Here is a 15,523-nt window from a genome sequence, read left to right as displayed (position 1 = left end):
GCTGTCGTATCAGGTAACCGGGGGTTTTGATGCAGGTCAGCATCTGCCTGCATCCAGCGCTCTAAGCTGACTAAAACTATCGGAGCCGCATATGACCCAGCTACTTCCCAGCGCCAGCGAGTTGGCCGAGCATGCCCGCCTTGAGCCGACCTTTGCCGCCTGGCAGCGTGGTTATGGTCCCTTGCAGCATAGTCCGCAGACCTGCGCTGCGGTCTACCGTATGGCCCACCAGCTGGTGCAGGCGGGCTTGCAGGCGGATCTGCCGAGTGCCTACCGCCACTTTCACGCGCTGGATCGACTGACAGCCGCAGGGCTGTGGCTGGTGGTGCATATGACCTATGCCCAGCGGGTGCGCCTCGATGGTGTGGCGTTGGCCGCAGAGGATTTCAAGGTGTCGCCGGAAGGGCATACCGGCGGCGCGCTGAATATGGTGCCGGCCTACGCCGGCTACCTGGCGCTGAATAATCTGACCGGAGAAACCCGTGGCTGGTTGATGGGCCAGGGCCACTGCGTAGCGGCCATCGAGGCGCTCAACCTACTGACGACCAACCAGCACCCGGAGCAGGCTGAACGCTACTCCTGTGATGAGGCCGGGATGAGCCGGCTGGTGGCGGACTTCTACAGCTATGCACAGAATGCCGCCGGCCAGGTCAGCGCGCCGCTGGGCAGCCACGTCAACCCGCACACGGCTGGCGGTATTGCCGAGGGTGGTTATCTGGGCTTTGCCGAGCTGCAATACGCCCACCTGCCGTTACCCGGCGAGAAGCTGGTGGCATTTCTCTCCGATGGTGCGGCCGAGGAGCAACGCGGCAGTGATTGGATGCCGCGCTGGTGGCGGGCCGAAGACTGCGGGGTGGCTCTGCCATTGATGATCGCCAATGGCCGGCGCATCGAACAACGCACCGAGCTGGCGACTCCCGCCGGGCTGGATAACTTTCGCGACCACCTGCGCCACTGTGGCTTTGATCCTGTGAGCTTCGATGGCCGCGATCCGGCCGCCTTTGTCTGTGCGCTGTGGGATATGGAGCAACGCCTGGGTCATCGGGTGCAGGAACTGCGCAACGGCGTACTGAAGTATCCGCTGCCGATGCCCTACGGCATTGCCGAAACGCTCAAGGGTTTCGGCTTCTACGGCGCGGGCAGCAATGCGGCGCATAACTTGCCATTGCCGGCCAACCCGCATAACGATGAGGCGGCCCGCGAGCTTTTCAATCAGCATGCGGCGCAGCTCTGGGTCGCCCCGGATGAGCTAAGTGAAGCCTGCGCGCTGTTTGCGGCTAGAGGTTCCCGAGCACTGGAGCGCGATAACCCGCTGGCGCTGCGTCAACCCGCGCTGCCAAAACTGCCCGAGCTGCAGTATCAGGACAGCGCTTGCTCACCGATGCTGGCCCTGGATCGCTTCTTTGTCGATCTGGCGCAGGCTAATCCGCAGTTGCGCCCGCGTGTCGGTAACCCCGATGAACTGGCCAGCAATCGCTTGGGCGGTGTGCTCAAGGCACTCAAGCACCGGGTGAGCGCGCCGGAGAGCGAGCTGGAAGCGTTGGATGGCGCCATTATCACCGCGCTCAACGAAGAGGCCGTGGTGTCCGCCTGTCTGGCCAATCAGGGTGGTCTGAATCTGGTGGCCAGCTACGAGGCCTTCTGCGTGAAGATGCTTGGCGCAGTGCGCCAGCGGATCATTTTTGCCCGGCAGCAGAAAGAAGCCAGGCGCCCGGCAGGCTGGCTTGGCTGGCCGCTGGTGGCGACGTCGCACACCTGGGAAAACGGCAAGAATCAGCAATCGCACCAGGACACCACCTTCTGCGAGGCCTTGCTCGGTGAGATGAGCGATATGGTGCGGGTGGTGTTTCCGGCCGATCACAACTCGGTATTGGCGCTGCTGCCGGGCATCTACCAGGCGCGCGGCCAGATCGCCTGCATGGTGATTGCCAAGCGGGAGCGGCCTTGCGTATTCACGCGCGAGCAGGCCGAACAGTTGGCGCGGGATGGCGCCGTTGTGCTGGCCGAGCAGCAAGGCGAGCAGCCTTTGCTGCTGATCGCCACCGGCAGTTATCAATTGGCAGAAATGCAGCGCGCGGCCGTTCGTCTGAGCGCTGCCGGTTGTGCCTGGCGTTTGGTTTACTTGCAGGAGCCGGGGCGTTTTCGCGCGGCCCGTGATACCTGGGAACAGGCGGTGATTGTCGATGCCGAGCGGGTTGAGCGGCTATTCCCGGCTGCCAGCGTGCGGCGCGTACTGCTGACCCATATGCGTGCGGAAGTCGCCCGTGGGCATCTGTGGCCATTGCTCGGTGATGCTGGGCACAGCCGGGTGCTGGGCTACCGTAACCGGGGTGGCACCCTGGATGAAGCCGGCATGCTGTTCGCCAATCAGGCGAGCTGGGCGCATGTGCTGGAGGCCGCTGCCGAATTACTGGAAAAACCTCTTGGCGAGTTGCTCAACTCCGAGGAGCAGGCGGCCGTACTAGGGCGGGGAGAACCACACTGTCTGCGTTAGTGCAGGCCAGTTGGGTGCGGGAAAGGAGGGCAGGTATGCCTAAGTTGACCTTGGATCTTGATGTGGATTTGTATCGCCTGTTGCAGCAGGCCGCGCGCAACAACCAGGTAAGCCTAGAAGAAGAGTGTTTACAGCGGCTTGAAGGTGCGGCGCGGCGTTCGCGCTATATGAGCGCTTTGCTGGCAGATCTGCGCGCCGATGATGAGCAGCGGCGCGCGCAGCAGGGTGGCGGTTGAGCCTTACAGGCCGCAATCCGCTTTGCTAAAGCGCTCGGTGGTCACCGGGCGGTTGCTCTTGTATTCGCTGAACTCATAGCGCAGCGCCGCACCGCGCGTCAGCAACTGACGGTAACCGGCATTGCGGCATACGCTATTGGCCAGTTGCGCGCGTACTACATCCGGGTTGCCACGCATCTGCGCTGCATGCTCGCTGCGCACGCTGAGGTGGTTGACCAGCTCGCTGCCGTCAACGGTGTAGCCCTGATCGAGAATGTCTTCGTTAATTGCCCGTGGCGTGCCCACGCTGCTTTCGCGCGCCACTTTTTCCAGCGTTTTATTCAGTTCGTAATCGCTTAGCGAGGCTGCCTGCGCGCCCGGCAAAAGCAGGCCAAAGGCGAGAGCTGGAAGGATGAAACGCAGCATGGTGTGACTCCCTAAAATCAGTTAATGCGAGTAGACCCGCTCGCGGGAAAAATGTTCGTGTGCAGGGGGTGGTCGCATTGGCGTGGATTGTACCGCTCTCAGTGTTGTTACCAATCGCGACACCTTTGCCCACCGGCAGCGTACCTCCACGACCAAAGACGGGGGATCGGACGCTGTTCTTCTGAGTCCGAGAAATAGGCTGGCCAAGCAATTCCAGCGATTCAGGTGTGATTGCTCGTAGCTCTGGCCTTTCCAGACTATGTATGAGCAGCCCTGGGTATTTCCGTCTTGCGCAGGAGTGCATCCAATAATGACAAGAATTACACGCTGTGGGTCATTGGTGTTGTTTGCCGCAGCTCCGCTAATCGCCCCATCTGGCATGGTCCAGGCATCTGGGTACCACTTCGGTTCGCAATCTGTTTCTGCTCAGGGCTCCGCCCATGCCAATGGTGCCGAGGCGGCTGACCCATCGACCATTTTCTATAATCCGGCTGGTCTGGCTCGGCTTGAGGGGACCCAGGTAACGTCAGGGTTGAGCATTTTGTTGCCGGACGGCAAATACCAGGATACCGGCAGTACCGATGTATTCGGGCAGCCGGTGAGCGGCGACGCAGGCTCTTTTCTTCCTGAGGCCGCAGCCGCGCCAAATCTTTACTTCTCACATGAGGTCAACGAATGGCTCAGCGTTGGTCTGGGTATCTTCACGCCCTTTGGCGCCAAGCTCGACTACAAGGAAGACTGGGCCGGACGCTATGGCATTCAATCGGCGAGCCTGGAAACAGTGAATTTCAACCCGAGCATCGCTTTTCGCCTGAATGAACACCACAGCTTTGGTTTTGGTATTTCCGCTCAATACATCAAATCGGTGCAGCGGGGTGCGGCCGATGTGAAAGGTGCATCGCGGCAGTTGGCCGGACAATTTGTCGATGCGAACTACGACAGTACCCGCAATGCCGCCGACCCGATTCTGGGACCGGTTGTAGGCCTGATCGCCGGGGTGCCTGTGCCTGACGAGATCACCTCCTGCGGAGGCGTGGCTGACCGGGATGGCTTCGTCGACTGTGTGGCGAATAACTTTGCCGACAACGTTCAGGGCGATGGTTATTTCCGTGTAAAGGGGGATGACTGGGGGTTTGGCTGGAACATCGGTTATTTGTGGGAACCTACCGAGTCGACACGCTTTGGCGTGTCGTACCGGTCAAATATTCGCCACACGCTCGAAGGCGAAAGTAAATGGAGTTTCTCCGGCGTGCAGGGGGGCGTTCCATCGCCGGATACGTCGTTGGAAGGTGGGGTTACCATTCCGATATTTGACATTTATGTACCGCCTGCTGAGGCGTTGCAGCAGCTATTCGATGAAGGCAACTGGATCAATCCGGGGCGTTTTGCCGGGGAGCGGCTGCACCCTAACAGCAAGGCCAAGACGGCCATTGATACCCCGGAAATGCTGTCCTTCAATGCCTTTCATCAGCTCAACGAGCAGATTGCGCTGATGGCCGACCTGACCTTTACACGTCATTCGCGTCTCGATGAGGTGCGTATTGGCCTTGATCAGGTTTCGGGTTATCCCTATTTCAACGGTGTGACCGAGGGCGATCTGGCAGTTAAACAGGACTGGAAGGACACCTATAAATTGTCCTTGGGGATGAACTATCAGTACGACGATAAGCTGCTATTGCGTACAGGGGTGGCCTATGACAAATCGCCAGTGAACTCGACGCAGTTGCGCCATCCTGCATTTCCCGACGCCGACCGCTACTGGCTATCGCTTGGGGCCAATTACCGCGTGACTCGGGATACCTCGGTGGATCTGGCCTACAGCTTCGTCAAGTTTGCTACCGGCAAGATGGATTACACCGACAACTGTTCTCCGGCGGGGTGGGTGCCGGGTAGCGGAGGGCTATACCAAGACAGTGGTGAGCGCTGCACAGGTAATGGCGGTAACTACAGTGGTGAGTATGAAACGCGGATTCATTTTATTGGTCTGGCGCTGAATCATCGCTTTTGATCGCAGCCTTGGCAGGCTGTCGCATCGCGGGGATATAAGTCGTTCTGTCCTGCTAGACTGCGCGCCCTTCGTTATATGCCAGGGGCGCGCATGTCCTGCTTTTGTTTCTATCTACCGAGCTGCCCATCTGTCGCGGCCTGCGTCCGAGGCCGGCAATGAACCACGCTGTCGCACGGTTGCGGGCTGCGCGGATTGCCCGCAGTGCCAAACCTTTTCTGGCCCGTGGCAGCCGCTCGGTGCGTTGTGATGACTGCCGTTTGGTGATGACCCACTGCCTGTGCGCCTGGCGCCCGCGCATTGCCGCAAGCTCTGCGGTGTGTCTGCTGATGCACGATGTCGAAGCGCTCAAACCGAGCAATACCGGCTGGCTGATTGCCGACGTGCTGGCCGATACCTCGGCATTTGGTTGGTCACGCGTTGCAGTGGATGCCGAGTTGCCGGCGTTGCTGCGCGACCCGCAGTGGCAGCCGTATCTGGTGTTTCCCGGTGAATATGTCGCGGCCGAGCGGGTGGTCAGCGAGGTGCAGCCAGCACCGGGCAAGCGGCCGCTGTTTGTGCTGCTGGATGCCACCTGGAGCGAGGCGCGCAAGATGTTTCGCAAAAGCCCCTACCTCGACAGCCTGCCGGTGCTCAGTCTGCAGGCCGAGCAACTATCGCGCTACAAACTGCGCCGTTCCAAGCGCGACGACCATTTCTGCACCGCTGAAGTCGCTGCCTTGTGCCTGGAACTGGCCGGCGACCAGCGCGCGGCCGATGGCTTGAATGCCTATCTGGATGTCTTCAGTCAGCACTACTTGGCCGCCAAGGCGCCGCGTGCGGTGTCGCTGGATGATCCAATGCACGACCGCCTGCGCGAGTTTCTCTAGCGGCTAGTGGGCCAGTTTTTTCGGCCACAGCTGCGCCAACAACATGCCGGCAAACATCAGTGCACAGCCGAAGTAGCCGCGTAGCTCCAGTGATTCACCCAGCAGCCAGGCTCCAGCGATGGCGGCAAACACTGCCTCCAGCGAGAGGATGATGGCGGCGTGGGAGGCGATGGCGTCTTTCTGCGCCACCACCTGCAAGGTAAAGCCGATTGCTACGCCGAAAATACCGCCGTACAGAATCGCCGACCCGGCGGCGATGATCGCGTGCAGCTGGATTTCCTCAAAGATCACCGCCAGCACCAGGCTGATCACCGCGCAGGTGATGAACTGCACCAGGGCCAGGCGCAGCGGGTCATGGCGGCCAGCAAAGAAGCCCACCAGCAGCACATGCACACCCCAGACGAAGGCCCCGGCCAGTTGCAGCCAGTCACCGGAGGCCACGGTGAAGCCTTCGCCAACGCTGAGCAGGAACATGCCGACCACCGCCAGGCAGGCGCCGAGCCAGATGCCCAGGCCGGTCTTGTGGCCAATAAACAGACCCAACAGCGGCACGATGATCACGTACAACCCGGTGATAAATCCGGAGTTGGTGACGCTGGTAAACAGCAGGCCAACCTGCTGCAGGTTAATCCCTAGGGCCAGTGCCAGGCCCATGAGGACGCCGCCACGCAGCAACTGGCGGTTCAGTGGCGCGACCGTCGCGCTGCTGCTGCGACCTTCCAGCAAACGCAGCACGGGTAGCAAAATCAGCGCCGCCAAGCCAAAGCGCAGGCCGCTATAGAGGAAGGGGCCAATGGAGTCCATGCCCAGGCGCTGCGCGACAAAAGCCGAGCCCCAGATCATTGCGGTCAGCAGCATCAACAGGTCAGCGCGCAGGGCGTGGCTTCGCATTTCAGGCTCTCGTCGGCAAAGTTGCGAACTGTGCCGCAAAGCGTCGTGCTTGACCACCCCGTCAGTGCTGGGCATGCTTGGTCGCTTTTCTGCGTTTTCAGGCCTGGTTGCGCTGCGACCCTGTGGCCTGCGCGCGTTGCTCACCGTGCCCTGGACAGTACCCCTGGCGGGTATCCACATAACAAAAACAGGATTCACCATGGCCGCTTTTGAAATCCTTATTGCCGATGATCACCCCCTGTTTCGCAGTGCCTTACAGCAAGCACTGACCCTGGGGTTGGGCCCGGATGTGCGGCTGGTCGAAGCGGCCAGCATCGCCGAGCTGGAAGCCTGCCTGGCGCAGAAGACTGACTGGGATCTGGTTCTGCTCGACCTCAATATGCCCGGTGCCTATGGCTTCTCCGGCCTGGTGCTGCTACGTGGGCAATACCCGCACATCCCGGTGGTGATGATTTCTGCCCAGGAAGAACCGTCCATCGTCGCGCGTTCGCGGGAGTTTGGCGCCAGCGGCTTTATCCCTAAATCCAGCCCGCTGGAAACCATCCAGCAGGCGGTGCGTCTGGTGCTTGATGGCGAAGTCTGGTGGCCGCAGCAGACCCAGGAAGCGATTGCCCTGTCGGCTGAAGCCAAGGCCGCCAGCGCCGGTCTGGCCAGCCTGACGCCACAGCAGTTTCGCGTGCTGACCATGGTCTGTGATGGTCTGCTGAATAAGCAGATCGCTTATGAACTGAGCGTGTCCGAGGCCACGGTAAAGGCCCATGTCACGGCGATTTTCCGCAAGCTCGGAGTGCGCACTCGCACGCAGGCGGCGTTGCTGTTGCAGCAGCTGGAATCGATTCCGTCTAGCTGAAGTGCTTTTCTCCCGGGCTTGGCGTAGCCTGCCGGGCTTTCTCCAGATGGTTGTGATGATGTCGCCATTCAAAGGCCAGACCGGCCTTAAACGTGTTCTCAATGCCACCGGTTATTCCCTGGCCGGCCTGCGCGCTGCCTTTGTTGGGGAGGCCGCCTTTCGTCAGCTGCTGCTGATCAATCTGATATTGGTGCCTTTGGCGTTCTACCTGGATGTCAGCCGCGTCGAGCGCGCCTTGATGGTTGCGGTGTGCCTGCTGGCGCTGATTGTCGAGTTGCTCAACTCGGCGGTGGAGGCGGCCATTGACCGCATTTCGCTGGAGCTGCATCCGCTGTCGAAAAATGCCAAGGACATGGGCAGCGCCGCCCAGTTCACCGCCCTCAGCCTGATTGCCCTGGTGTGGGCGATTATCCTGCTGGGTTGATTTCGCCGTCCTCAGGCGATGGTTGGCAGGACGATCTGATCGCTGCGCGTCACGCCTGCGGTCAGGGCGCGGCACAACTCGATAAATTCACGCATGGCGGCGGTTTGGTACTTCTGTTTGTGCCAGATAAAGTAGAACTGTCGGCGTAGATCCAGCTCGGGAGTTTCCACCGCTACCAGGCTGCCGCGGCGAAACGCATCACGCAGCGCCAGGCGCGAGATGCAGCCGATGCCCAGCCCTGATTCCACCGCACGCTTGATCGCCTCGGTATGCTCAAGCTCCAGACGGATATTCAGGCTGCTGGGGTGGTGACGCATGGCCTGGTCGAAGGTCAGCCGCGTGCCGGAGCCTTGCTCGCGCAGAATCCACGCCTCGCGCGTCAGCTCCTCCAGGCTCGCCTCACCGCGCTGCGCCAGCGCATGCTGCGGCGCGCAGAACACCACCAGCTCATCTTCAACCCAGGGCTGCACCTCGATATCCGGGTGCTGACAGTCGCCCTCGATCATGCCCATGTCCAGCTCGTAGTGGGCGATCTGCTGCACCACGTAGGCGGTGTTGTGCACCTGCAGCTTGACCCGACATTCCGGGTGGCGCTGCATAAAACTGCCGATCAGCAGGGTGGCCAGGTAGTTGCCCACCGTCAGGGTGGCGCCGACATTCAGCGAGCCATAGCCACTCTTGCCACCCAGCAGCCGTTCAATTTCCTTGGCCTGGTCGAGCAGCGCCACCGCCTGTGGCAACAACTGCAGGCCGAGCGCGTTAAGGCACAGGCGTTTACCAGCGCGGTCGAACAGTTGGCAGTCGGACTGCCGCTCCAGTTCGCTGAGCGAGGTGCTGGTTGCCGATTGCGACAGGGCCAGGGAGTCGGCCGCGCGCGACACGCTTTCGTGCTGGGCCACGGCGACGAAGACTTGCAGTTGTCTAAGGGTAAATCGCATATCTATATAACCGATAACCTATATCTTGATAATCAAGTTAACAGATATTCTGCCGCTCATTACAATGCCGTGCAATTGCGCACAGGCGCGCAGGCCTAGTCCATTCTTCGGAGCCCCCGGCACATGAGCAACCTTAACTCCGAGCGCATTCTCAGCGTTCATCATTGGAACGACACGTTGTTCAGCTTCAAGTGCACCCGTGATCCGGGTCTGCGCTTCGAGAATGGCCAGTTTGTGATGATCGGCCTGCAGCAGGATACTGGCCGTCCGCTGATGCGCGCCTACTCGATCGCCAGCCCGAACTGGGAAGAGCATCTGGAGTTCTTCAGCATCAAGGTGCCGGACGGCCCGCTGACCTCGCAGCTGCAGCACCTCAAGGAAGGCGACGAGGTGATCATCAGCAAGAAGCCCACCGGCACCCTGGTGCTCGATGACCTCAACCCGGGCAAGCACCTGTACCTGCTCAGCACCGGCACTGGTCTGGCGCCCTTTATGAGTGTGATTCAGGACCCGGAAACCTATGAGCGCTTTGAGAAGGTGATTCTGGTTCACGGCGTGCGCTATGTGAACGAAGTGGCCTACCGTGAATTCATCACCGAGCACCTGCCGAAAAATGAATTCTTCGGTGATGCGCTGAAGAGCAAGCTGATTTACTACCCGACGGTGACCCGCGAGCCGTTCGAGAATCAGGGCCGTCTGACCGACCTGATGCGCAGCGGCAAACTGTTCCAGGACATCGGCCTGCCACCGATCAACCCACAGGACGACCGCGCGATGATCTGCGGTAGCCCGAGCATGCTTGATGAAACCAGCGAAGTGCTCAATGAGTTCGGCCTGAAAATCTCACCGCGCATGCGTGAGCCGGGCGATTACTTGATCGAGCGCGCCTTCGTCGAGAAGTAAGCCTGCAGTCGTCAAAAGCCCGCCAATCGGCGGGCTTTTTTATGTGCGCTATTCCAACTCTAGGGCGCTGTACGCGCGGTTGCCGCCTTTTTGTTTGGCCCGGTACATGGCGTTGTCGGCGTGCTGCAGCAGTTGTTGTTCATCCTGGGCGTGCTGCGGATAGAGGGCGATGCCGATGCTCGGCAGGATGGTCTGGCTCTGCCCGCACAGCTCGAAGGGCTGATTGAGGCTCTGGCGGATTTTCTCGGCCACCACGCTGGCGTGATCGGCTGAATGGAAGTCCTCCAGCAGCACAACGAATTCATCACCGGCAAAGCGCGCCACCGTATCGGCCTCGCGCAGGCACAGCTGGATACGCTGGGCGACGCCTTGCAGCAGTTGATCGCCTGCGGCATGGCCGAGGCTGTCGTTGACCTGCTTGAACTTGTCCAGATCGAGAAACAGCAGCGCCACCTGCGATTGCTCGCGGCGCGCGCGGGCCAACGCCGTGTGCAGGCGGTCGCGCAGCAGCTCGCGGTTGGGTAGCTGGGTGAGTTGATCGTACTGCGCCATAAACTGCAGGCGACTGTGCATCTGTTGGCGCTCGATGGCCGTGGCCACCTGGGTCGAGACAAACTGCAGCAGCTCCTGCTCGCGCTCGCTATAGCGAGTGGATGCGCTGCTTACCAGCAGTGCGCCGATGATCCCGCGATGTGAGCGCAGCGGTACACCCAGCCAGCTATGTTGGGTTTTAGTCCGCCCCGTGCCGGGGCTGGACAGCAGCAGGGTGTTGCCGCTGCGAATCACTTGCGCGCTGAGTGCCGCGGCATTCAATGGCGTATCCACAGCCTTTGCTGACGGTTGTTCGGCTGGGTAGGGGAAGCTCAGCTCGTCGTTCTGTTCATCGTACAGCGCCACGGAAAAGCTGATAGTCGGCAACAGTTCGCCAATAATCTGGTGCACCTGCTGAAACAGCCCGAGCAGGTCCTTGGCCGAATGGGCTGCTTCGGAGATGCCGTACAACGCGGTCTGCAGGGCTTCACTGCGCTTGCGTTCGGTAATGTCGTGGGCGACGGCGATACGTACCTGATCATCCTCGGACCAGCGCGCGGACCAGAGGATGTGCACGGTGCTGCCATCCTTGCGCAGGTAACGGTTCTCGAAGTTTGGTTTATTCGCGCCGGCCATTACTTCCTTGGCGGCCTGCAGGGTTTTCGCGCGGTCTTCGGGGTGCACCATCTCGATCATCACCTGGCCGATCATCTCATCTGCGCTGTAGCCGAAAATGCGCTGGCATGCGGCGCTGACAAAAACGAAGCGACCACGTTTGTCGACCACGCAGATCGCGTCGAGCAGCAAATCGACAAGGTTCTCGGTCGGCACGTAGGTGCTGGTTTTCATGCGCTCACATTGTATTGATGGTGATGATGGTTCAGCCGGGCCGCTGCTGGCGCTTTGGCACTACGGCCCTATTCACCATACCCGCATGGTGCCGAAGAGTGAAAGCTTGATTGCGGTCTTCGGGTCTCCGCCATTTGACCAGTGTAGAACGTTGCGCCAGCGGCGTGCTGCCAGGCTATTGCTCGCTGCTGAAGCGCTGTCCGGAAACGGCCGGATGGTAGATTGGCTGCACCTTGTTGCCGGCAGGGTCGAGCAAGTGAAAGCTGTGCGCACCGTCGCCATGAGCAAATGGTCGGTCAAGCAGGGTCACGCCCTGTTCCTTGAAGTAGGCGTACCAGGCGTGCAGCTCATCGATGCTGTCGACGATAAAACCGTAGTGATCCACCGCCTGCTCACCGCTGCTGGGCATAAAGGCGCGGCCCAGGGAGAGGTTATCGTTGCCGCAGGTCAGATAGACCAGGTCTTCATTGGCGCGGTGCAGCACCTGCATGCCGAGAATATCCACGTAGAAGCGCTCGCAGGCTTCCAGATTGGGGACCAGCAGGGCGATGTGGCGTAAGCCGTTAAGGCGACCGGGGCGTTCGAGCATGGCAAGCATCCTATTTTGTATACATTCACATGGTAAATATAAGACAAAAAAACTGTTTGGCCTATGCGCGTTACTGGATCAACCAGCCATAACGACTTCCAGCACGCAAATACTGCCCGGTTGCGGGTAATGCCAGTGCACGTCGACATCCCAAAAGCGCACGCCATAGCGGCGCTCGGGACTGGGTTGTTGATAGGCCGGGCGCGGGTCTTGGGCTAGACACTGCTCGATCAACTCGACCAGCGGTTCACTCAGACGTTGTCCATGCGCATGGGCCTGGGTCAGCGCGTTGTCCTGCCAGTTAACGTCGATCAGCGCCGGCGCGCTGTCGGCGATGCGGTTGTAGGCGCCAGCGACGCTGTCGGCATAGGGCACGTAGGGTTTGATATCCAGCACCGGAGTGCCGTCGAGCAGGTCGATACCGGACAGCAACAGCTTGCCGGCTTCGACTTTATCCAGCTTGACCACCGACTGACCGATGCCATTAGGGCGGTGAGTGGCACGGGTGCTGAATACGCCGACCGACTGATTGCCGCCCAGGCGTGGCGGGCGGACCTTGAGACGCGGTTTGTCTTCCAGGGCCTGGTGAAACAAAAACAGTAGCCAGACATGGCTGACCTGTTCCAGCCCCTGTACGGCATCGCCGTTATCGAAAGGGGCGATCAACTCCAGCACGCCACGGGCCGCCGGTGCCAATTGCGGCTGACGCGGAATGGCGAACTTCTCCTTGAAGCAGGAGCGGATAAAACCTATGGGGGAAACGGCGTAGGACATGGCGGCATGATCGGCAGGAAAACGCCGCCATAGTACCTGACTCGTGTCGCGTCACAGACCGTTTGCCGTTGTCGTGTAGGAGCCGGTCATGCCGGTGATTCGCACGCATGGATTAGGCATCCCGCGGTTCCTACAGGGGTGCGGCAGTTGCGGTCAAGTGCTTCTAGAGGTGAAAGCCGCCGTCGATGGGGATGATCGCGCCGGTCATATAGGCGCCAGCGGTGCTGGCGAGGCTGATGGCCAGAGCGGCCATTTCCTCTTCGCGGCCCCAGCGCTGCATGGGGATCAACGCACAGTCTTCGGCCATGGCCGCATCGTCCTGGGCGATAAACTGGGTCATTTTGCTCGGGAAGCGCCCCGGCGCGATTACGTTGACGTTGATATGTTGGCCGACCAGCTCACGGGCCAGCATGCGCGACAGCTGATGCAGCGCCGCTTTGCTCGGACCATAGGCATAGGCGTCTTCGCCGTGGGAGGTGATGCCGGCGACCGAGCCGATATTGATCACCCGTGCTGGGCTCGCCGCACTGCCGGCTTTGCGCAGTAGTGGCAGCAATTGCTGGATGCAGCTGAACACCGAGGTCACATTGAGCTGCATGACCTTTTCCCAGCCCTTGGCCGGGTAACTCTCCAGCGGTGCGCCCCAGGTGGTGCCGGCGTTATTGACCAGGATATCCAGGCTGTCGATCGTGCTGTTTAGCTGCTCTGCCAACACCTGCACGCCTTCTTCGCTACCCAGGTTGGCGGCGATGCCGTGGCAGGTGCCTAGGGCCGACAGTTCGGCAGCGGTTTGCGCGCAGGCTTCGCCGTCGCGGGCGCACACATAGACGGTAGCGCCAGCTTCGACAAAGGCTTTGGCGATCATTTTGCCGATGCCGCGGGTGCCGCCGGTAACCAGGGCGGTGCGGCCTTGCAGGCTGAAATAAGGGTGCATGGCGAATCCTTTTAGCGGATGAGTGCCACTACCCTAATCATCTGACTGCGCCATGGCAGTCATCATTGCCCGTGGAAATACGCTGCCATGCGACCAGGCATGGCAGCAAGGCGCTGGGACTCAGCCGCGAACGCGCAGGGTCAGCCCCTTGAGGAAGTTACGCAGGAATTGGTCGCCGCAGGTGCGGTAGTTGCTGTGGCCAAACTTGCGGAACAGCGCGCTCATCTCCGGCTTGGAAACCGGGCAGTCGACGCTGTTCATGATCGCGTGCATGTCGTCTTCCTTCAGCTCGAAAGCCACGCGCAGTTTCTTCAGCACCATATTGTTGGTGATCGGCAGCTCGAACGGCTGCGCCGGGCGGCTGTCGTCCTTGCCGCGCTTGAAGTACACCAGGCCGTCGAGAAAATGTGCCATCAGCTCGTCGTCACAAGGAGTGAAGCCTTCTTCATCATCCTTCTTGAGCATGGCTGCGAGGTCATCGAGGGCGACCTGCATGCCGCTGAGCTGGATGATCTCGAGCATCTGCGCATCGCTGATGTCTAGGGTGTAGCGCAGGCTGCGCAGTACGTCGTTATTAAGCATGGGGTGGTCCTGAAATGGGCTGATACACATGACGCATCAGCAAAAAAATTAGAAGCGTTCTTTGCCTGCCAGGTAGCGCCACTGGCCCGCGGGGACTTTGGCCATAGGCACGCCGCCGATACGGATGCGCTTCATGCCCAGCACTTTGAGGTCGACGCTGTTGCACATAAAGACGATCTGCCCGGGCAGTGGGTTCTTCAGGGCAATTCGCAGACGGGTTTCGTTCTGCCAGCTGACTTTGCACGGCGGTAAGGTTACGCCGTTGAAGATCAGGCCGTGAGCCAGGCGTTTGAGTTGGCTGTCGCTCAAAGTGCCGATAACCTCGACCACATACTCCTGTTCGAGCTTGCTCAGGTCTTCCTTGAGCTTGCGCTCGATGCGCCAGTCCTGGGTCAGTACATGCAGGCCATCGGCACCGGCTTGTAGCGGGATGCAGGAGATAAGGCGGGCGAAATGGCCTTTCAGTGGACGAATGCCTGAGCCGTCTTCCGGCCAGTGGCTGGCTGAGTTAATGCCTTCCACTGCGCGATCGGGGTTGTGGCCATTGGGCACGTTCAGCAGCAGGGTGACCGGCTCGGCCGGTGCCAACACTGCATTGGGTAGCAGTTCAACGCGCTGCTCGGTGACCTTGAATTGCGGCTCTTCTACGACCACACCATCCACCGTGACCCAGCCGCCTTCGATATACAGTTCGGCCTCACGGCGCGAGCAGCTGATCACTTCGATCAGGCGTTTGGACAGACGGGTCGGCTCGGTCATAACGGGGTTCGTCAGCAGAATTGGGCGGCTATTGTAACTGCCCGCGGACATTGTGCGCGGATCAATCAGGTGAACGGTGCGGAAAATCGGCGCCGCGCTAGTTGCCAGTGAACATTGCGATACGTTTGTTCGCGATCACGTCATGGGGAACCTGGGCCATGAACTGTCGCGTCAAATCGCTGCAGTTGAGTAATGGACGGCATGACCGTTGAAAGGGGAGGGGGTAGAAGAGGGGCTCTTATCAGGCAAGCGCTGCCGTCAGCAGCGCTTGAGTACCGGGGCGAGCCATTAGGACAAGTCAGAACACCAGCATGAACAGTCCGATTACAACCAGCAGGCCAATAAGAAAAATTATGCCGATGGTGCTACCAAGAAATTTCAGCATGTGCAGCTCCTATAAATCGTCGGGTTCTTTTATACCGACTGACTTGAGGGCTCATCGTTCCGACAAAATGCCAGCGCCGTTTGGCGGTTGTAGCTGTGCGTTGGA

The 15,523-nt window shown here is 60.3% G+C and carries 17 protein-coding genes; 7 read left to right on the top strand and 10 right to left on the bottom strand.

The window, feature by feature from the left end; all coding sequences use genetic code 11:
* The first annotated feature begins 91 nt into the window (after positions 1-91).
* Both AACY25_RS02725 and AACY25_RS02720 read left to right on the top strand, forming a co-directional pair.
* Entirely contained in the window at positions 92-2,494 is a 2,403-nt protein-coding gene (locus AACY25_RS02725) for a xylulose 5-phosphate 3-epimerase (protein WP_339522362.1), read from the top strand.
* 35 nt (positions 2,495-2,529) lie between these two features.
* Positions 2,530-2,730, top strand: a complete 201-nt coding sequence (locus tag AACY25_RS02720; RefSeq protein ID WP_339522361.1) for a hypothetical protein — start codon at positions 2,530-2,532, stop codon at positions 2,728-2,730.
* A gap of 3 nt (positions 2,731-2,733) precedes the next feature.
* Here the strand turns inward: AACY25_RS02720 and AACY25_RS02715 are convergent, their stop codons facing one another.
* Positions 2,734-3,135 (bottom strand): quorum-sensing-regulated virulence factor family protein, encoded by a 402-nt coding sequence (locus AACY25_RS02715; protein WP_339522360.1) that lies wholly within the window; start codon positions 3,133-3,135, stop codon positions 2,734-2,736.
* 310 nt (positions 3,136-3,445) lie between these two features.
* Between AACY25_RS02715 and AACY25_RS02710 the strand changes: the two genes are divergently transcribed.
* Together AACY25_RS02710 and AACY25_RS02705 are read left to right on the top strand one after the other, a co-directional pair.
* Positions 3,446-5,143: an OmpP1/FadL family transporter gene (locus AACY25_RS02710; protein ID WP_339522359.1), complete on the top strand. Its 1,698-nt coding sequence runs from the start codon at positions 3,446-3,448 to the stop codon at positions 5,141-5,143.
* A gap of 155 nt (positions 5,144-5,298) precedes the next feature.
* Positions 5,299-6,009, top strand: coding sequence for a tRNA-uridine aminocarboxypropyltransferase (locus tag AACY25_RS02705; RefSeq protein ID WP_339522358.1), 711 nt, complete (start codon positions 5,299-5,301; stop codon positions 6,007-6,009).
* Between the two features lie 3 nt (positions 6,010-6,012).
* Here AACY25_RS02705 and AACY25_RS02700 read toward each other — a convergent pair whose 3' ends face one another.
* The gene (locus AACY25_RS02700; RefSeq protein ID WP_339522357.1) at positions 6,013-6,900 is read right to left on the bottom strand and encodes a DMT family transporter; all 888 of its coding nucleotides are present in this window, start codon (positions 6,898-6,900) and stop codon (positions 6,013-6,015) included.
* A 199-nt stretch (positions 6,901-7,099) separates the two neighbouring features.
* On the opposite strand from AACY25_RS02700, the gene erdR reads away from it, so the two are divergent.
* Positions 7,100-7,750: a response regulator transcription factor ErdR gene (gene erdR / locus AACY25_RS02695; protein WP_339410031.1), complete on the top strand. Its 651-nt coding sequence runs from the start codon at positions 7,100-7,102 to the stop codon at positions 7,748-7,750.
* Between the two features lie 52 nt (positions 7,751-7,802).
* On the top strand, positions 7,803-8,174 hold the full coding sequence (locus AACY25_RS02690; protein WP_339523803.1) for a diacylglycerol kinase: 372 nt from the start codon (positions 7,803-7,805) through the stop codon (positions 8,172-8,174).
* A gap of 11 nt (positions 8,175-8,185) precedes the next feature.
* Here the strand turns inward: AACY25_RS02690 and AACY25_RS02685 are convergent, their stop codons facing one another.
* The gene (locus tag AACY25_RS02685) at positions 8,186-9,112 is read right to left on the bottom strand and encodes a LysR family transcriptional regulator (protein ID WP_275961221.1); all 927 of its coding nucleotides are present in this window, start codon (positions 9,110-9,112) and stop codon (positions 8,186-8,188) included.
* A gap of 123 nt (positions 9,113-9,235) precedes the next feature.
* Between AACY25_RS02685 and fpr the strand changes: the two genes are divergently transcribed.
* Positions 9,236-10,015 carry a ferredoxin-NADP reductase gene (fpr, locus tag AACY25_RS02680; protein ID WP_339522356.1) on the top strand — a complete coding sequence of 260 codons (780 nt, stop codon included), beginning with the start codon at positions 9,236-9,238 and terminating at the stop codon, positions 10,013-10,015.
* Positions 10,016-10,063: 48 nt separating this feature from the next.
* Here fpr and AACY25_RS02675 read toward each other — a convergent pair whose 3' ends face one another.
* The 7 genes from AACY25_RS02675 to AACY25_RS20880 all read right to left on the bottom strand — a co-directional run bounded on the left by AACY25_RS02675 (position 10,064) and on the right by AACY25_RS20880 (position 15,418).
* A complete protein-coding gene (locus tag AACY25_RS02675; RefSeq protein ID WP_339522355.1) occupies positions 10,064-11,395 on the bottom strand; it encodes a sensor domain-containing protein in 1,332 nt (443 codons plus the stop codon).
* A 175-nt stretch (positions 11,396-11,570) separates the two neighbouring features.
* On the bottom strand, positions 11,571-11,984 hold the full coding sequence (locus AACY25_RS02670; RefSeq protein ID WP_339522354.1) for a VOC family protein: 414 nt from the start codon (positions 11,982-11,984) through the stop codon (positions 11,571-11,573).
* A 78-nt stretch (positions 11,985-12,062) separates the two neighbouring features.
* Positions 12,063-12,758: a tRNA (N6-threonylcarbamoyladenosine(37)-N6)-methyltransferase TrmO gene (gene tsaA, locus AACY25_RS02665; RefSeq protein WP_339522353.1), complete on the bottom strand. Its 696-nt coding sequence runs from the start codon at positions 12,756-12,758 to the stop codon at positions 12,063-12,065.
* Between the two features lie 163 nt (positions 12,759-12,921).
* Positions 12,922-13,692, bottom strand: a complete 771-nt coding sequence (locus tag AACY25_RS02660; protein WP_339522351.1) for an SDR family oxidoreductase — start codon at positions 13,690-13,692, stop codon at positions 12,922-12,924.
* Positions 13,693-13,812: 120 nt separating this feature from the next.
* Positions 13,813-14,274, bottom strand: a complete 462-nt coding sequence (locus tag AACY25_RS02655; RefSeq protein ID WP_339522350.1) for a YehS family protein — start codon at positions 14,272-14,274, stop codon at positions 13,813-13,815.
* A gap of 48 nt (positions 14,275-14,322) precedes the next feature.
* The gene (locus AACY25_RS02650) at positions 14,323-15,033 is read right to left on the bottom strand and encodes an rRNA pseudouridine synthase (RefSeq protein WP_339522348.1); all 711 of its coding nucleotides are present in this window, start codon (positions 15,031-15,033) and stop codon (positions 14,323-14,325) included.
* A 298-nt stretch (positions 15,034-15,331) separates the two neighbouring features.
* Positions 15,332-15,418: a hypothetical protein gene (locus tag AACY25_RS20880; RefSeq protein ID WP_442963444.1), complete on the bottom strand. Its 87-nt coding sequence runs from the start codon at positions 15,416-15,418 to the stop codon at positions 15,332-15,334.
* Positions 15,419-15,523: the final 105 nt, after the last annotated feature.

It is taken from the genome of Pseudomonas sp. EA_35y_Pfl2_R111 (assembly GCF_963970955.1).
Taxonomy (GTDB): domain Bacteria; phylum Pseudomonadota; class Gammaproteobacteria; order Pseudomonadales; family Pseudomonadaceae; genus Aquipseudomonas.
This window is presented reverse-complemented; position numbering and strand designations above follow the sequence as displayed.

Coding starts and splice junctions, on each gene's coding strand:
- erdR (WP_339410031.1), top strand. CDS start 7,100: ATGGCCGCTTTTGAAATCCTTATTGCCGATGATCACCCCCTGTTTCGC.
- tsaA (WP_339522353.1), bottom strand. CDS start 12,758: ATGTCCTACGCCGTTTCCCCCATAGGTTTTATCCGCTCCTGCTTCAAG.
- AACY25_RS02670 (WP_339522354.1), bottom strand. CDS start 11,984: ATGCTCGAACGCCCCGGTCGCCTTAACGGCTTACGCCACATCGCCCTG.
- AACY25_RS02675 (WP_339522355.1), bottom strand. CDS start 11,395: ATGAAAACCAGCACCTACGTGCCGACCGAGAACCTTGTCGATTTGCTG.
- AACY25_RS02710 (WP_339522359.1), top strand. CDS start 3,446: ATGACAAGAATTACACGCTGTGGGTCATTGGTGTTGTTTGCCGCAGCT.
- AACY25_RS02655 (WP_339522350.1), bottom strand. CDS start 14,274: ATGCTTAATAACGACGTACTGCGCAGCCTGCGCTACACCCTAGACATC.
- AACY25_RS02650 (WP_339522348.1), bottom strand. CDS start 15,033: ATGACCGAGCCGACCCGTCTGTCCAAACGCCTGATCGAAGTGATCAGC.
- AACY25_RS02700 (WP_339522357.1), bottom strand. CDS start 6,900: ATGCGAAGCCACGCCCTGCGCGCTGACCTGTTGATGCTGCTGACCGCA.
- AACY25_RS20880 (WP_442963444.1), bottom strand. CDS start 15,418: ATGCTGAAATTTCTTGGTAGCACCATCGGCATAATTTTTCTTATTGGC.
- AACY25_RS02705 (WP_339522358.1), top strand. CDS start 5,299: ATGAACCACGCTGTCGCACGGTTGCGGGCTGCGCGGATTGCCCGCAGT.
- AACY25_RS02685 (WP_275961221.1), bottom strand. CDS start 9,112: ATGCGATTTACCCTTAGACAACTGCAAGTCTTCGTCGCCGTGGCCCAG.
- AACY25_RS02715 (WP_339522360.1), bottom strand. CDS start 3,135: ATGCTGCGTTTCATCCTTCCAGCTCTCGCCTTTGGCCTGCTTTTGCCG.
- fpr (WP_339522356.1), top strand. CDS start 9,236: ATGAGCAACCTTAACTCCGAGCGCATTCTCAGCGTTCATCATTGGAAC.
- AACY25_RS02660 (WP_339522351.1), bottom strand. CDS start 13,692: ATGCACCCTTATTTCAGCCTGCAAGGCCGCACCGCCCTGGTTACCGGC.
- AACY25_RS02720 (WP_339522361.1), top strand. CDS start 2,530: ATGCCTAAGTTGACCTTGGATCTTGATGTGGATTTGTATCGCCTGTTG.
- AACY25_RS02725 (WP_339522362.1), top strand. CDS start 92: ATGACCCAGCTACTTCCCAGCGCCAGCGAGTTGGCCGAGCATGCCCGC.